The sequence below is a fragment of the Chryseobacterium indologenes genome (genome assembly GCA_016025055.1).
Taxonomy (GTDB): Bacteria; Bacteroidota; Bacteroidia; order Flavobacteriales; family Weeksellaceae; genus Chryseobacterium; species Chryseobacterium indologenes.
In genome coordinates, this window is the sequence record CP065590.1 from 4358091 (window position 1) to 4373602 (window position 15512).

Here is a 15512-nt window from a genome sequence, read left to right on the forward strand (position 1 = left end):
ATTAACGCCTTTACTTTTTTATAATGTTTCTCTCTCTTTTCTCATTTTCACCTTAAGGAAGCGAATCAATATTAGTCCTGCCCCGAAAAATATGGTCATTGACAAAGCAGCAATACGCATATTATTAAAATGTTCAATCAATGTGGCAAAAATAAATGTTCCGATGATAATTGCAATTTTTTCCAATACATCGTAAAAGCTGAAATAAGTTGTATTTTCCATAGAATCTTCCGGAAGTAATTTAGAATATGTAGATCTCGACATAGCCTGCAGGCCACCCATCACTAATCCTACTACTGCAGCTACTCCGTAGAACTGGTATTCTACCGTCGGATTTTCCTTATTCAGGAAATAAGCCCAGAGACAGGCCACAATCCATAATATAATGGCTATTGAAATTACGTTTTTGTTTCCGATTCTTTTTGACAGTCTGGAGAAAATAACGGCACCGATGATTGCTTCGATCTGAATGACCAGAAGTGTACCAATCAGTTTATCCTGCGCCAGGTTAATTTCACTTTTTCCAAACAAGGTAGCCATCAGGAAAATAGTCTGCATACCGACACTGTAGAAAAAGAAACTCGATAAGAAAAATTTCAGATTCCGGTCCTTGAAAAGCTCCCCGCCCACTTTAAACAGTTCATGGAAACTCTCTTTGGCAATATCGATATAAAAGCTCATATTATCCTTCAATACTTCAAAAAAGCCTCCCTGCTCCTCATGTTTTTTAAAGATGTTTTTATAGTTCAGCAATACTAAATCTTTGGGCAGTTTTTCTTTTACGTTTCCAAACTGTGGAAGATGTTTGAATGTGTATTGGGAAAAGCCAAACCACCACGCTCCGGTTAATAAAAAGCTGATTCTTGTAAATAATAACTGTTGTGCCGCACCTTTGGCAAAAACCTGAATTAAAATCAAACATAAAACGACTAAAACGACAGAGCCAATGTATCCATATACATATCCTCTTGCAGAAAGGGCATCCTGTCTATCCGGTGTGGCAATATCGGGCAAGAATGAGTTGTAAAATACAAGACTCCCCCAGAATCCGACACTGGCCGTAATGCTAAAGAGAAGCCCCAGAAATACATTATGCATTCCGGTAAACATTGCAAGCCCCATACAGGAGGTAGCACCCAGATAGCAGAAAAACTGCAGGAAAGATTTTTTATTCCCGATGGTATCTGCCAAAGAAGATAAAAACGGAGAAAGTAGTACCACAATAAAGAATGATATCGTTAAAGAGTATCCGTATACGGCATCGGGCTGATATTCTTTTCCAAAGATTTTAATCATGTGTCTTACCGGGACATCAATCCATTTTTTTTGTTTCCACTATATACTCTTTTTTCTCGTATGCAGTGGTAAGGATGGAGTAATAAATAGGGAAAATGGTAGAGGTAATAACCAAAGAGTACACAGAATTTGCCCAGTCATATACAGCCCAGGCTTTCATAATCTTCGGATTATTTTTTATGTTTTTAGGCTGTCGATTCTCAGTTTCAGACATTTCAGATAAATATTAGTAGCACAAAAATAAAAAAACCATTAAGAAATGGATAAGTTTTTAGAAAAATTATCTATTCCTTAATGGTAATATATTATTAAACAGAATATTACATATTTTCGATAACGATAGCAGAAGCACCTCCACCACCGTTGCAGATCGCTGCTGCCCCGTATTTAGCATTATTCTGCTTCAATACATTGATCAATGTAACAATAATTCTTGAACCTGAACTTCCCAGCGGGTGTCCTAAAGCTACAGCTCCTCCGTTTACGTTTACTTTTGAAGCATCTAATCCCAAAATTTTGTTATTCGCTAATCCTACTACAGAGAAAGCTTCATTAAATTCAAAGAAATCGATATCTGAAAGCTCCAGTCCTGCTTTTTTAAGAGCGATCGGCAATGCTTTAGCCGGTGCTGTTGTAAAGTTTTCAGGTTCTTGTGCAGCATCTGCATAAGAAACGATTTTAGCCAGGGGTTTAAGGCCTAATTCTTCCATTTTTTCCTTAGAAACAAGAATTAAAGCAGAAGCTCCGTCATTCAAAGTAGAAGCATTGGCTGCAGTTACTGTACCTTCTTCTTTTTTGAAAACCGTAGGAAGAGTTCTGATTCTGTCGAAGTTGACAGCTTTATACTCTTCATCTTCAGCAAAGATCACAGGATCTCCTTTTCTCTGCGGAATGGAAACCGGTACGATTTCGTCATTGAATTTACCTTCACTCCAGGCTTTTGCTGATCTGTTGTAAGATTCAATGGCAAAATTATCCTGATCTTCTCTGGTAATGGTATAATCTACCGCACATTTCTCTGCACATACTCCCATATGTACCTTATTGTAAACATCGGTAAGACCATCCAGAACCATACCGTCCTGCATTTTGATATCGCCTAATTTTGTAGCAACTCTTGCGTTATAATAGTGAGGAACCAAAGACATGTTTTCCATACCTCCGGCAACAATTACGTCTGCATCACCAGCTTTGATCGCTTGTGCAGCCATAGTTACAGCCTTCATTCCTGAAGCACATACCTTATTTACTGTAGTAGAGGGTGTATTGACTGAAAGGCCTGCTCCTAAAGCTACCTGACGTGCAGGTGCCTGTCCTTCTCCTGCCTGCAATACGTTCCCCATATAGATTTCCTGAACCTTGTTTGGGTCAAGACCAATTTTGTCTAATGCTCCTTTTACGGCAGTAGCTCCCAGTTTTGTAGCGGGAACTGTCGATAAGCTTCCCATAAAACTCCCCATAGGTGTTCTTACTGCGGAAACGATGAATACTTCTTTCATGTAGATAATTTTTATTTTTAGCTAAAAAGGAACGAGTGTTCCACTTCGATAGATAGATTAATTTATTTTTCTTTTATATAAACTACATCAAACTGAGAGCCCTCAATTTTCATGTTAATTTTAATCAGGTTATCCTGAGTAGCAACAATGGTGTTGCTGAAGACATCTCCGATCTGCGCAGGATCGTCTTTATCAGATTTCTCTGCAACAGTTGCTTTATAATGGCAATCGTCCTGAAACACGAGTGTTGATTTTATAAAATCTTTTCCGTTATTAAAATATTCAGTCTGGACGTTATCCTCAATGGTCATATACCAGACAGATTCCGGATAGTTAACGCGCAGAAATTTACCTTCTTTAATCTGGGTACATCTCGGCGGGTTGTCGGGCTTTTTTTGATCGGTCGCCTGGGCCTGAGCCTGCAAAGCCAGCAATCCTAACATTCCTGTTGAAAATATTTTAAAAAAACTCATATTTATACCTTTCTGGTGTTATTTACTTTTTTACTATTTCCTGCAGCAACCATCAAAAAGGCTCCTAGAAATTCTATGATCCATCCCCACTTTAGCTTCACTATTCCTGCAAATGTTTCTCTCCAGGATTTAAAAGGTAAAAAGCTGAAATATTGCAGAGACTGCATTTTCACAGCAACCAGTGTTAAAGCAAATAAAAGAAGAAGAAGAACTCCAAAAAACCTTACTGTTTTTGCATTGTTATTTACGATTCCAAAAGCTGCACATGCTGCAAAAACCCAGCAGGCAATGGCCAGATAATGGTCAAGTTTCCAGTAATTCCAGTTTCCGATCACAGGAACGTGCACCAGAGGAAGAAAACTTCCCACAACCACCAATAATAATCCTAATAATTGAATATTTTTCATATTTACTAAAGTGCCAAAATACGAAAAAAAACACATTTTCAAACCATCTGTTATCAATCTAAAAATTACATCTCCTAACACTCATTAGCTTCAATAAAAAACATATAAAAGTATATATTTATCAACAATACCAACCATACGTTGATTTAATTGAAATTAAACATCTTACCGGATGTGCTTTTTATATTACTTTTTTCTATCCGGAAACCGGCATTAATGATTTGAATATTTTATATAAAAAAATTGCACTTCCTGTACGAAAGTGCAATTCTGTATTTTACAATTATATCTGATTAATGACTTACTGAAGATACGTCTTCAGGCTTGTGTTTATGCCTGAACAGTATCGCAAAAAATATGGCAAGAACCAACGCATAGATGGCAAAGGAAAGCCATATCTGCTGCCAGTCTTTTACCATTACGACAGTAGAAAGGCTGCCATCGGTATTTACTACGGTATTGAAACTATTTTTCAAAATCTCAATAAAAGTAGGGTTATCTGAAGTTGTATCCAGATAAGCAGACAGATCTGAAGCGGTAGTAAATTTACGGGTAAAGAACTTATCGATAGCCCAGCCTGCAATATAACTTCCAAATACAGCTCCAAAACCATTGGTCATCATCATAAACAATCCTTGTGCTGACGAACGGATCTTCTTATCTGTGGTGGTTTCTACGAAAAGGGAACCTGAGATATTAAAGAAGTCAAAAGCCATCCCGTACACAATGCAGGAAAGAATGATAAGAGATAATCCGAAACCTTCCGGAACTCCGTAGGCAAAGAATCCAAATCTCAACACCCATGCCAGCATAGACATCAGCATTACTTTTTTGATCCCGAATTTCTTCAGGAAGAAAGGAATTGCCAAGATAAACAAGGTTTCTGAAACCTGAGAAATTGACATGATAATGGTTGATCTCTGTACGACAAAAGAGTCGGCATATTTAGGAAAATGGGCAAATTCACTTAAAAAGACATCTCCATAGGCGTTCGTTAGCTGAAGTGCTGCTCCCAAAAGCATGGAAAATAAAAAGAATAATGCCATTTTATAGCTTCCAAAAAGCTTAAATGCATTTAATCCTAACTGTTCGGATAACGGAGAGTTTTTATCGATTAATTTTTGCGGAGGACATTTCGGTAAGGTAAGCGCATAGATTCCTAAAAATATAGCTACCGCACCTCCAATGTAAAACTGACCTTCTGTTGCTTTGTTTCCACTAAGATTGGTGATCCACATCGCTACAATAAAACCAATGGTTCCCCACACACGAATCGGCGGAAAATCTTTTACTACATCAAAATTATTATTTTTAAGAATGGTGTAGGAAATTGAGTTGGCCAAAGCAATGGTTGGCATATAAAAACACATTGCGACAAGCATTACCGAAAAAAATGAATTCGGGTCTGCAGAGTGCGGCAAAATGAAAAGAATAATCCCATACAGGATATGTAATACTGAAAAAATACGCTCGGCGTTTACCCACCGGTCAGCAATAATTCCAGTAATGGTAGGCATGAAAATAGAAGCAATTCCCATGGTTCCGAAGACAGCACCAAACTGTGTTCCTTCCCAGTGTTTTGTGCCAAACCAGAAGTTTGCCATCGTAATCAGCCATGCTCCCCAAACGAAAAACTGGAGAAAACTGAGGATGGTCAGTCGTAATTTTAAATTCATAGTTTATATAAAATATCTCTTTTTAGTCAATTTTCTTTTTCCTCCTCTTGATTTCTTCCTGAATTTCAAGGGCCGTATCATAATCTTCTTCTTTAACAGCATCATCGAGTAATTTCTGAAGCTCTTCCATAGAAAGGGACTTCAGATTATCTTCAGTCTGTACTGTTTCTGAGAAGCCCTGTTCTTCTTTTGAAACATCTTCCAGTTCCAGTAAAATTCCGGCTTCATTTAAAACCTGCTGTGTGGTAAAAATAGGCGCGTCAAATCGTACGGCCATTGCAACAGCATCAGAAGTTCTGGCATCAAGAATGAGTTCTTCTTCGGTAACTTTATTTTTGAAGTTAATATTTGAAAAGAAAACACCATCTACAATTTGGTAAATGATAACAGAAACCAATTCGTAATTGGCAGAAACTATAAATTTTGTGAATAAGTCATGGGTAAGTGGACGCGGTGGATGGATGTCTTTTTCCAGTCCGAGAGAGATAGACTGAGCTTCGAAATTTCCTATAACAACAGGTAATTTTATGTGTGTTTCTTCATGCTCCAGTAACAATGCGTACGCCCCCGATTGGGTTTGGCTGTACGATATTCCGCGAATAATTAGCTGCTTATAATCCATAATTGCAAATATAGATTAATTTTTTATTGTGATTTTACTTTTTACACAAAAATAAAAGCCCGGAAAGCCGAGCTTTTATTGTATTATATCCGATTCAATGGTGATTATGAATTTTCTTTCTCCCATCCTTTGAATAAACAATCGATTGGCGGGTCGGATTCAGTATTACCATTTATCTTTTTATCCTTTTAACGCCTTGATTTTCTCTGTTAATGCAGGAATGATCTGGAAGGCATCTCCTACTACCCCGTAATCGGCAGATTTGAAGAATGGTGCTTCTGCGTCGTTGTTGATTACTACGATAGTTTTTGAAGAGTTTACTCCGGCAAGATGCTGGATAGCTCCTGAAATACCAATAGCAATATAAAGGTTTGGAGCGATAGCTTTACCCGTTTGTCCCACGTGCTCAGTGTGAGGTCTCCATCCGATATCAGAAACCGGCTTAGAACATGCTGTAGCAGCTCCTAAAACGTTTGCCAGATCTTCAACCATTCCCCAGTTTTCAGGACCTTTCATCCCTCTTCCTGCAGAAACAACGATCTCAGCTTCTTTAAGGTCTAATTTACCTGAGCTCTGCTCATGAGAGATCACTTTAGTGTCTTCATTAGCTACAGAAAGGTTTTTAACTTCTTCTGAACCTGATACAGCGTTTTCTTTAACACCGAAAGCATTCTGAGAAACGGTAACGATTACTCCGTTTCCTTCAGCTTTTGCATGCATGAACCCTTTTCCTGAGAATGCTCTTCTTTTTACCTGGAAAGGCGAAAGGCTTTCAGGAGCTTCCAAAGCATTGGTAATTAAAGAATAATTCTTCATTACTGCCAGCATTGGAGCGATTGAAGAAGCGTCTGTCGTGTGAGGGAAAACGATAATGTTTCCGTCTGCCACTTCGCTTACTGCCTGAGCATATGCTTTAGCAGAGAAGCTTTTAAGACCTTCGTCTTTGATATTGATTACATTGGATGCTCCATATTTGTATAATAAATCTGAAGAATCCGTAGGGTTTACAGAGATTGCCGTAACGGTATCTCCTGCTTTATCTGCAACAGCTTTAGCATAAGAAACTGCTTCAAAAGCTGCTTTTTTGTAAACTCCGTTTATATTTTCTGCGTATACGAATACTGCCATTTTCTTAAATTTAAAGATTAAAAAATTAAAGGATTAAAAAGATTAGATCACTTTAGCTTCCTCGTGAAGCAGTCTTACCAATTCATCTAAATTATCCGGAGAAACCATTTTCACAGCTGCTCTTGCAGGCACGCTGTCATAAGATACTCCCTGAACTTTTACTTCAGAAGAAGTAGGCTCTACCACCTGCAAAGGTTTTGTTCTTGCAGACATAATTCCTCTCATATTAGGAATGATAAGGTCTTTCTCGTCTACTAATCCTTTCTGGCCTGCAATAATTGCCGGTAATTTTACAGAGATAGTTTCTTTACCTCCTTCAATTTCTCTTACTGCAGTAGCTTCACTTCCGTTCACATCCAGTCCTACAGATGCATTTACGAAAGGCTGGTTTAATAATTGGGCCACCATTCCCGGAACAGAGCCTCCGTTATAATCGATAGATTCTTTACCACAAAGAATCAGGTCATATCCTCCGTTTTGAGCTACTGCAGCGATTTCTTTCGCTGTAGAATAGCTGTCTTTAGGATCAAGATTTACTCTTACAGCATCATTAGCTCCGATCGCTAAAGCTTTTCTGATGACAGGTTCTGTAGCGGCATCTCCAACATTAATTACTGTTACGGTAGCCCCCTGAGATTCCTGAAGTTTAATTGCCTTTGTCAACGCAAATTCGTCTAGCGGGTTGATTACCCACTGAATTCCGTTTTTGTCGAAAGCAGATTTATCTGCTGTAAAGTTAATTTTGGAAGTAGTATCCGGAACACTACTAATACAAACTAATATTTTCATATGTTGTTCTTAATTTTTTTATTTGGTAGATGTAACCTTTCGGTTGCATGTGTACTATTTTATTTTCCCTCTCCAGGCACAAAATATTGAAAGTTTATGCAGAGATTTTGTTCGAATTAATTTTTGCTAATATAAATAAAAAATATATTATGCATGCATAATACTTATTAATTTATTATTCAATACATTAAATGTACTTATTTAGCAGGTTGTGTTGCTCTAAACTCTATTTTGCTGGGCAAAACCCTCGGATTCATCTTTACAATATCCAGTATCAGATCTCCCATATCCTGTGGCTGAATCTTCCAGCTGTCTTTTTCCGAAGGAGTATTTCCGTTGAAATGAGTGGCAACGGAACCCGGCATGATCACAGTTGATTTGATGTTATATTTTCTAAGGTCAATCATAGCAGCCTGTGTAAAACCTACTACACCGAATTTTGACGCATTATATCCTGTTCCGTTTTCAAAGAAATTGGCGCCTGCCAGGCTTGAAATCGTGATATAATAGCCTTCGGTCTTTTTAAGCTGTTCCACAGATGCTTTTAAAGTATAAAAAACACCTGTCAGGTTTGTGTCTATCATATCATTCCATTCTTCAGCTGTAAGCTCGTCTACAGGCTTAAATATCCCCAGCCCTGCGTTGGCAATCACATAATCAAGTCTTCCGAATTTTTCAAGCACGTACCGTACTGCTTCCTGCTCGCTTTCAAGACTTCTCACGTCGGAAACAATCCCCAGTACATTTTCCGAATACTGTCTGAGTTCTTCCTCAGCTTTCAAGACATCTTCTCTCTTTCTTCCTGAAAACGCTACGGAAATACCATTTTCAAGCAAAACTTTAGCAATCCCGAACCCTATTCCTTTGGTTCCTCCCGTTATATAAGCTGTTTTAATTTCTGACATACGTAAAATTTAATGCTCTAAAATAACAAAAACGCTCCAATTGGAGCGCTACAATGAGACTAAGATTTATCAGTTATTTTTTATAAACTTTATACCGGTTTTACCTTCATCTGTTTCCATAGTAATGAGATAACTTCCGGCCATCACATTTTTAAATTTGTCTATGAAAGGTAGAAACTCTCCTATTGTATTCCAAACTAAAAATGCAAATAGTATGAAAACAAGCCAGAATGAGCAATAAAAAGGTATTTAACTTGTTTAATTTTAAAAAAAAATCAGTTTTGATGAATATTTTACAGTTTCGGAAATTAAAAAACAAATCACCATTTCCATTTTTTACAATACAATATAAACTTTACTTATTTTTTTATAAACTTCTCTGTAAAAATTTTGGCATCTGTTTCTATAGTAAGAATATATTCTCCCGCAGGTAAGTCCTCTACTTTTATCTGATTTTCATGGAGCCTGACATCAACGCTTTTCCCCGTCAGTTCGATGGCTTTTACCTGTCTGATCTTATGTAGGGTCCTTATTTTCACCACATCTGATGAGGGATTCGGATAAAGCTGTATCTCCTTTTCAGCCGGCTTAGAATCTTTGACAGCCATCATCAGTTCGGTATTGATCTTAATATTATCCACATACGCTGTCCCTACAGCATTGTCGTGTACAAAACGGAGCTGATCAATATTAACGGGATTTACAACCGTTCCTGTGAAAACCTGTACGTCATTAAGATAGTATTTTACCTCCGCAGGCGTCCCGACTACCTTGAATCTGTACCAGGTATCAGGAGACCAGTTTCCTGAAGCCGGAACAAGTGTCTGAATTCCTGACAGTGTATGTAAAACTTTGATCCCACCTGTATTGTCAAAATCCATCCTGACAATATATTGCTCTCCGAGGGCATCCATCGCCTGAAATCCAAACACGGAACCATCAAGCTGGGACATATTAATATCAAATGAAACGGAGAAGTTCGAAAAATCAAGAGGCGTCTGCAGGTTGTAAAATCCTCCGATAATGGGTTCCGTCTGAGTTCCAAAAACCGGTTCTTTAACGATCTTTAGAGAATAGTTACCAGCACTGGCCATATCCTGACTGATCATCTGATGGGTTACATTGGCGGGTATATCTCCTGTTGGAGTACTGATCCACAATCCCTGCCCGTTAATATCACCTGTTGTAAAGCCTTCATAATCTTCAAAAGAGACTGATTGTTGTGCTATAGAAAGCGCAGAAAGCAAAGAAAATGCAATTGAGTAAAATGTTTTCATAAAATTCAAGTTTTGTATTAAAATTATAAACTTTCCTTGGATAGTGAAATAACTTACTAATAAATAAAAATAAATCATTTATTATCAATGAATTTAATTTTTATTAACTAATAATTCAAACTTATAACATTATTAAGTATAAAATAAAAATATCTGCCTTCTTTTCTGTAAATAAATCTCTTGCCAGCGAAACATGGAATCTAGTGAGACAGAAACCAGTTTTTCCTGCATACTTCCCTAAACTAAAACAAGCCGTCTCATTTCTGAAACAGCTTGTTTTTATAGGAAGCAAAATGCTATTTTGAATAGTTTTCAAAGAATAGCGGAATACTTTCAATCCCTTTATAGAAATTAAATAATCCGTAATGTTCATTTGGTGAGTGGATGGCATCAGAATCTAATCCGAATCCCATCAACACAGATTTAGCATTTAAAACTTTCTCAAACATGGCTGTGATCGGAATACTTCCTCCACTTCTGTAAGGTAATACTTCTTTACCGAAAGCGGTTTCCATAGCTTTTTTAGCTGCTAAAAACTCTTTAGTATCACTCTGTAATACGTAAGGCATTCCTCCATGATGAGGAGTTATTTTAACTTTTACGGTATCCGGAGCAATTTTTTCAAAATATTTTGTGAATTTCTCTGTAATTTCTTCCGGTGTCTGATAAGGAACCAGACGCATTGAGATTTTAGCAAAAGCTTTTGAAGGAATTACTGTTTTGGCGCCTTCTCCTGTATATCCTCCCCAAATACCATTACAGTCAAGGGTAGGACGAATCGAAGCTCTTTCAAGGGTGGTATACCCTTTTTCTCCTTCAATATTGCTTAATCCGATTGATTTTTTATATTCTTCAGGATTATCCTTCAGTTTGTTCATTTCTGCTCTGTCAGCGTCTGAGACAACTTCCACATTATCGTAGAAGCCATCAATGGTAATATGTCCGTCTTCGTCAATAAGGTTGGCAATCATTCTTGAAAGCACATGAATAGGATTTGGCACTGCCCCTCCGTAAAGTCCTGAATGTAAGTCCCTGTTTGGTCCTTCCACCTCTACTTCAACGTAGCTTAGTCCCCTTAAACCAGTGGTTACAGTGGGCTGTTCATTGCTGTAGATATGAGTATCTGAGATCAGAATACAGTCACAAGATAATTTTTCCTTATTCTCGTTAACGAAATCCCCAAGACTTACCGATCCTACTTCTTCTTCTCCTTCAAGGATGAATTTAACGTTACAAGGAAGCGTATTGGTTTTCATCATGGCTTCAAAAGCCTTTAAATGCATAAAAAACTGACCTTTATCATCGGCTGATCCCCTTGCAAAAATAGCGCCTTCAGGATGTAGCTCAGTTTTCTCGATATAAGGTTCGAAAGGTGGTTTTCTCCATAATTCCAACGGATCTGCAGGCTGCACATCATAATGTCCGTATACCAGTACCGTAGGAAGGTTTTTATCAATGATTTTCTCTCCAAAAACGATAGGATACCCTTTGGTTTCGCAGATTTCAACATTGTCGGCACCTGCATTTCTAAGATGCTCTGCGCATACATCCGCACATTTCAATACATCGTTTTTATAGGCAGGATCTGCGGAAATAGAAGGGATTCTCAATAACTCAAATAATTCATCTACGAAACGCTGTTTGTTTTCGTTGATGTAATTTAATGTCTCTTGCATTGTAAAAATTTGTTTGGTTAAAATTAAAAAAAATGCCTTGCAGGAACAAGCAAAACAAAGGATTTTTCTAATAAATCACTTCAATCGCAGTCATGACCCGGTTAATCATTTTTTGTAATAAAAAAATGCCCTGTAGCAAACAGGGCATTGTATATTGTATACTAATAATTAGTGTTCAGCTTTTGGAGCTTTTTCTGCTTCAGCAGGTTTTGCAGCAGCACTGTCTTTTTAGGTGCTTCAGCTTCAGGCTTTACAGCAGCAGCCTCCTCTTTGTGATCTGCAGCAGCTTCATGACCGTTTCCGTGAGCTTCTGCACCTCCCTGAGGATCATCTGAGTATCTTTCTACTCCATCTTCCAGCTTTATAACTGCTTTATTTCCTCCTTCCGGCACTTTTTTACAGCTTACAGCTACAGTTGCAATCGCTAAACATATAACTAATTTTTTCATATGTAAATTTATTTTTTAAAAGTTCATATGGAATCGCACTTTATTCTGATTACCTAAACAGCGGGCGATTTCATGCTTAAAATTTTGATTGCCCAAAAGTAAGAAATCCTGCTTTTTTCGGCAACATTTTTAGACTGATTTTAATATAATTTTTCCTTTTTTGGATTGTGTAAAAATAAGGTAGTCCTTTCCACCGTCTTTTAAGCCATATTTCTTTTGATTTCTTCGGGTTTTAAAGGATAGTTTTTTGAAATAATATTAAACTGCTCTTTCTTTTTAATTTCTTTAGAATCAATCATTTTCATTTCAAAAACCCGTCCCGGAAAATTTTTCACCTTTTCCGAAGACGTATAAAAATGACTGTTGGGATGTAGTTTTTTTAATCCGAATTTCTGAGAAATTAAATTAAATACACCAGCCTTTAAAATGGAGTTATTGGGAATATAAATGAATTTTTCAGGATCAGTGTATTCCGACTGGGCGTTTTCTTCTTCCCCAAATTCATATGTAAAGACAGATTCTCCGCTTTCAAGATTCACACAATGGCAGATAATATCCTTCGAAACCTCTTTTGATAAAAAAGCAACGACTTCCTTCACATCATTTTTTAACGCAATGATATCAATCCTGAAGATATCCGGTACAACAGAGATAAGATACTTGAGATCAATTAACGGAGATAGTTTGATCACTACCTCAGAGGAAATGGACAATAATTTTTCCTGAATTTCAAGGATGTTCGGAGAAAGGTCTTCTAAAAGGAAAACTTTATTTTTATTCTGGTCTCTTCTTGCAGGATCGAGATAAATCACGTCGAATACCTCATGATTTTCTTCTAAAAAATCTTCCAGTTTTCTGTTGATAAATCTTGCCTTCCTACCTAGGACACTCCAATTATGCTCTACAGTCTCCAAAAGCTCAGCATTTTGCTCTATTAAAGTGATGTCTTCAAAATTCTGAGATAAATACCAGGCATCAATTCCAAACCCACTTGTAAGATCGATAAATTTCTTCCCCCGCAGGATCTCAGATTTGTAGAGAGCTGTTTTTTCGGATGAAGATTGCTCCAGATTGAGTTGTGGAGGAAAAATGATACCTTCTTTCAGTAAAAACGGAAATTTCTTTTCCGCCACCTGCTTTCCTTTAATCTGTTGCACAATTTCATGCATGGAAACCTCAGGAAACGGAGATTTTTTTAACAGTAATGAGTGCAGATCAGTTTTTAGATTTGCACTGATATAGGTTTGAATGTCTTTATTTAGTAATGTATTTCCCACAAATAGCATGGATTTTCAAAGATGATTATGCTTAAATCAGTTAAATGAAAAGATTGTTCTTTACATTTTTCAAGATTATTTTATATTCCCTTTTAATCTAAATCACCATTTATTTCTTAAAGATGTTTTCATCAATAGGATCAGTGTTAAAATGCTCCAGTTTAAATCTGTAAGCCTCAAAATACCTGATTCGATAAAAATACATCTGAATTCAATGTCATTGGAGGTTGAGTCTCGGTTTTAAGCCGTTATTTTCAAGTTTATAAGCTAAAAATTTTGATAAAATTTCTCCTATAGTTTCCGGCCCTGGCTCAAAATCTTGTTAGAAAATGACGATGTAATCAAATTACCTCTTATAGAAAATATAGTCCGTTAATATCGGTGTCAAGCCATTCTGCTTAAGCAAAGAATTAATTTGCCCCCTGTGATAAGTAGAATGGTTCACTGCATGAAAAAGCATTTCAAAAATACTATTTTCAAATTTTGTTCCTCTTGAATTCTGATATTCTATTCTTTTATCCAAATCAAGGTTACTGATAATGTCTATACTTTTAAGAAAATTCTTATGATCAATCTCCTGCAGGGACTCTAGAGGATTGATCTGCCAGACCTCAAAGGTAGATTCTCCCAGTATCCTGGCATTCCAGATCTGTTGTGCGTTAAGGGTATGATTAATCAGACTGATTGTTTTATCATCTATCAGTTTTATGTTCTCAGAAATAACTTTAATCATTTCAGCATTGAAATGATGAGTGTACTCAAATAAATCTATCAGTTTTTCTTTCATTATTCAAACATTTCTGCCCAACGAACGGCTTTTATTTCTTTTTCGTTGTATAGATCTGCGATCGACTTTTTGACGTCTAATTTGGGGTATAAATTCACTCCGATCAGCTTTATTTTACCTTCTTCAATCCACTGCTGTTCTTTAACTGCATGATCGTAGATTTTTTTCTGGATAATTCCTTGACGTAACAACTCAAGATATCCACCGGTTTCTTCTATTTCTACAAATAAAGCCCAGGATTTTTCAGCGATCTGTCTGGTGATGTCTTCCACATAATAACTTCCGTTGGAAGCGTCTTCAAACACATTGATGATACTTTCGTATGCTAAAACAATCTGCTGTTTAAAAGATATCTCCTCTGAATTACCGGTACTTCTGTCTACAAGGTAATTGTTTGAGAATACCGCATCTGCCCCACCAATCATAGCCGAAGCAAGTTCAAGGGTGGAACGGATCAGGTTGTTCTCGTTATCGGAGACCGCTTTGTTTCTTAAAGAGGTTTCTGCAAAAATGTAAGGAACTTCGTCCAGCCCATATTCTTTGGAAAGCTGGTTAAAAACTATTTTAAAAGCTCTTAATTTTGCCATTTCAAAGAAATAATTTCCTCCTACAGCGATTCTGAAAACTAGTTGATTGATAATATCAGTGCCATATTTCTCAACCAGTTCTTTAGTTTTGGCAAGTGCGATACCAAGCTGTTGATAGATAGCTGCTCCTGCATTCTGATGCAAGGACACATCTACGCAAATGCTTCTTTTGAATTCTTTTGCCAACAGTTCTTTCGCCAATTGATCATCAATACTTCCCTCATGCTCATTAAATACATCGATCAAAGAAAAGTACTGGTCTTCTTCTTTGGGACTGATGTGTCCTGCAAGATCTTTGTTGTTAACAAAAATGGTCTTTTCTTCCAGGTTTTCAACGTTCTGATCTAAAATAAATGCAAATACTTCTTCTTCCAGACTTTCATGGTAGCTGGCTACGAGATGGGTGCTTTCTTCAACTCTCGGTAGGTTCACCAAAGGTTTCTTAACTTCTGTATAAAAGGGTTTTACTTCTATTCCTTCAAGGTTTTCTTTTTCTAAAATAGGGTAAATATCCTCCGTTTTAAGCTGTTTTTTTACTAAGCTTTCCCAGTTTGGAAGTGTATTATCTGACATTAGTTTTATGTATTTGTGAATGGTCAATGGTGAATGGTCTGAAATGGAGAGGCAAAAGCCTACTGACCAGTCACCATTGATCTGATTTATT

The 15512-nt window shown here is 37.0% G+C and carries 12 protein-coding genes and 3 pseudogenes; all 15 read right to left on the reverse strand.

The window, feature by feature from the left end:
- Positions 1-18: 18 nt before the first annotated feature.
- Positions 19-1510 (reverse strand): annotated as a pseudogene (locus H3Z85_20105) (MFS transporter).
- 106 nt (positions 1511-1616) lie between these two features.
- A complete protein-coding gene (locus H3Z85_20110) occupies positions 1617-2795 on the reverse strand; it encodes an acetyl-CoA C-acyltransferase (GenBank protein QPQ51535.1) in 1179 nt (392 codons plus the stop codon).
- A gap of 62 nt (positions 2796-2857) precedes the next feature.
- Complete coding sequence (locus H3Z85_20115; GenBank protein QPQ51536.1) at positions 2858-3268, reverse strand: hypothetical protein; 411 nt, start codon at positions 3266-3268, stop codon at positions 2858-2860.
- Positions 3269-3270: 2 nt separating this feature from the next.
- Positions 3271-3675, reverse strand: coding sequence for a hypothetical protein (locus H3Z85_20120; GenBank protein QPQ51537.1), 405 nt, complete (start codon positions 3673-3675; stop codon positions 3271-3273).
- Positions 3676-3968: 293 nt separating this feature from the next.
- Entirely contained in the window at positions 3969-5351 is a 1383-nt protein-coding gene (locus H3Z85_20125; protein QPQ51538.1) for a nucleoside permease, read from the reverse strand.
- Between the two features lie 22 nt (positions 5352-5373).
- The gene (locus H3Z85_20130) at positions 5374-5973 is read right to left on the reverse strand and encodes a bifunctional nuclease family protein (GenBank protein QPQ51539.1); all 600 of its coding nucleotides are present in this window, start codon (positions 5971-5973) and stop codon (positions 5374-5376) included.
- 180 nt (positions 5974-6153) lie between these two features.
- Complete coding sequence (locus tag H3Z85_20135; GenBank protein QPQ51540.1) at positions 6154-7101, reverse strand: electron transfer flavoprotein subunit alpha/FixB family protein; 948 nt, start codon at positions 7099-7101, stop codon at positions 6154-6156.
- Between the two features lie 42 nt (positions 7102-7143).
- A complete protein-coding gene (locus tag H3Z85_20140; GenBank protein QPQ51541.1) occupies positions 7144-7890 on the reverse strand; it encodes an electron transfer flavoprotein subunit beta/FixA family protein in 747 nt (248 codons plus the stop codon).
- A gap of 197 nt (positions 7891-8087) precedes the next feature.
- On the reverse strand, positions 8088-8795 hold the full coding sequence (locus tag H3Z85_20145) for an SDR family oxidoreductase (protein QPQ51542.1): 708 nt from the start codon (positions 8793-8795) through the stop codon (positions 8088-8090).
- Positions 8796-9154: 359 nt separating this feature from the next.
- Complete coding sequence (locus H3Z85_20150) at positions 9155-10072, reverse strand: T9SS type A sorting domain-containing protein (GenBank protein ID QPQ51543.1); 918 nt, start codon at positions 10070-10072, stop codon at positions 9155-9157.
- A 296-nt stretch (positions 10073-10368) separates the two neighbouring features.
- On the reverse strand, positions 10369-11748 hold the full coding sequence (locus tag H3Z85_20155) for a dipeptidase (protein QPQ51544.1): 1380 nt from the start codon (positions 11746-11748) through the stop codon (positions 10369-10371).
- A gap of 168 nt (positions 11749-11916) precedes the next feature.
- Positions 11917-12197, reverse strand: a pseudogene (locus H3Z85_20160) (hypothetical protein).
- A 129-nt stretch (positions 12198-12326) separates the two neighbouring features.
- Positions 12327-13483 (reverse strand): annotated as a pseudogene (locus H3Z85_20165) (RsmD family RNA methyltransferase).
- 337 nt (positions 13484-13820) lie between these two features.
- Positions 13821-14261, reverse strand: a complete 441-nt coding sequence (locus H3Z85_20170; GenBank protein ID QPQ51545.1) for a damage-inducible protein DinB — start codon at positions 14259-14261, stop codon at positions 13821-13823.
- Positions 14261-15421 (reverse strand): methylmalonyl-CoA mutase, encoded by a 1161-nt coding sequence (locus H3Z85_20175; protein QPQ51546.1) that lies wholly within the window; start codon positions 15419-15421, stop codon positions 14261-14263. The genes H3Z85_20170 and H3Z85_20175 overlap by 1 nt, the downstream gene beginning before the upstream one ends.
- Between the last annotated feature and the right edge of the window lie 91 nt (positions 15422-15512).

Coding starts and splice junctions, on each gene's coding strand:
- H3Z85_20110 (QPQ51535.1), bottom strand. CDS start 2,795: ATGAAAGAAGTATTCATCGTTTCCGCAGTAAGAACACCTATGGGGAGT.
- H3Z85_20115 (QPQ51536.1), bottom strand. CDS start 3,268: ATGAGTTTTTTTAAAATATTTTCAACAGGAATGTTAGGATTGCTGGCT.
- H3Z85_20120 (QPQ51537.1), bottom strand. CDS start 3,675: ATGAAAAATATTCAATTATTAGGATTATTATTGGTGGTTGTGGGAAGT.
- H3Z85_20125 (QPQ51538.1), bottom strand. CDS start 5,351: ATGAATTTAAAATTACGACTGACCATCCTCAGTTTTCTCCAGTTTTTC.
- H3Z85_20130 (QPQ51539.1), bottom strand. CDS start 5,973: ATGGATTATAAGCAGCTAATTATTCGCGGAATATCGTACAGCCAAACC.
- H3Z85_20135 (QPQ51540.1), bottom strand. CDS start 7,101: ATGGCAGTATTCGTATACGCAGAAAATATAAACGGAGTTTACAAAAAA.
- H3Z85_20140 (QPQ51541.1), bottom strand. CDS start 7,890: ATGAAAATATTAGTTTGTATTAGTAGTGTTCCGGATACTACTTCCAAA.
- H3Z85_20145 (QPQ51542.1), bottom strand. CDS start 8,795: ATGTCAGAAATTAAAACAGCTTATATAACGGGAGGAACCAAAGGAATA.
- H3Z85_20150 (QPQ51543.1), bottom strand. CDS start 10,072: ATGAAAACATTTTACTCAATTGCATTTTCTTTGCTTTCTGCGCTTTCT.
- H3Z85_20155 (QPQ51544.1), bottom strand. CDS start 11,748: ATGCAAGAGACATTAAATTACATCAACGAAAACAAACAGCGTTTCGTA.
- H3Z85_20170 (QPQ51545.1), bottom strand. CDS start 14,261: ATGAAAGAAAAACTGATAGATTTATTTGAGTACACTCATCATTTCAAT.
- H3Z85_20175 (QPQ51546.1), bottom strand. CDS start 15,421: ATGTCAGATAATACACTTCCAAACTGGGAAAGCTTAGTAAAAAAACAG.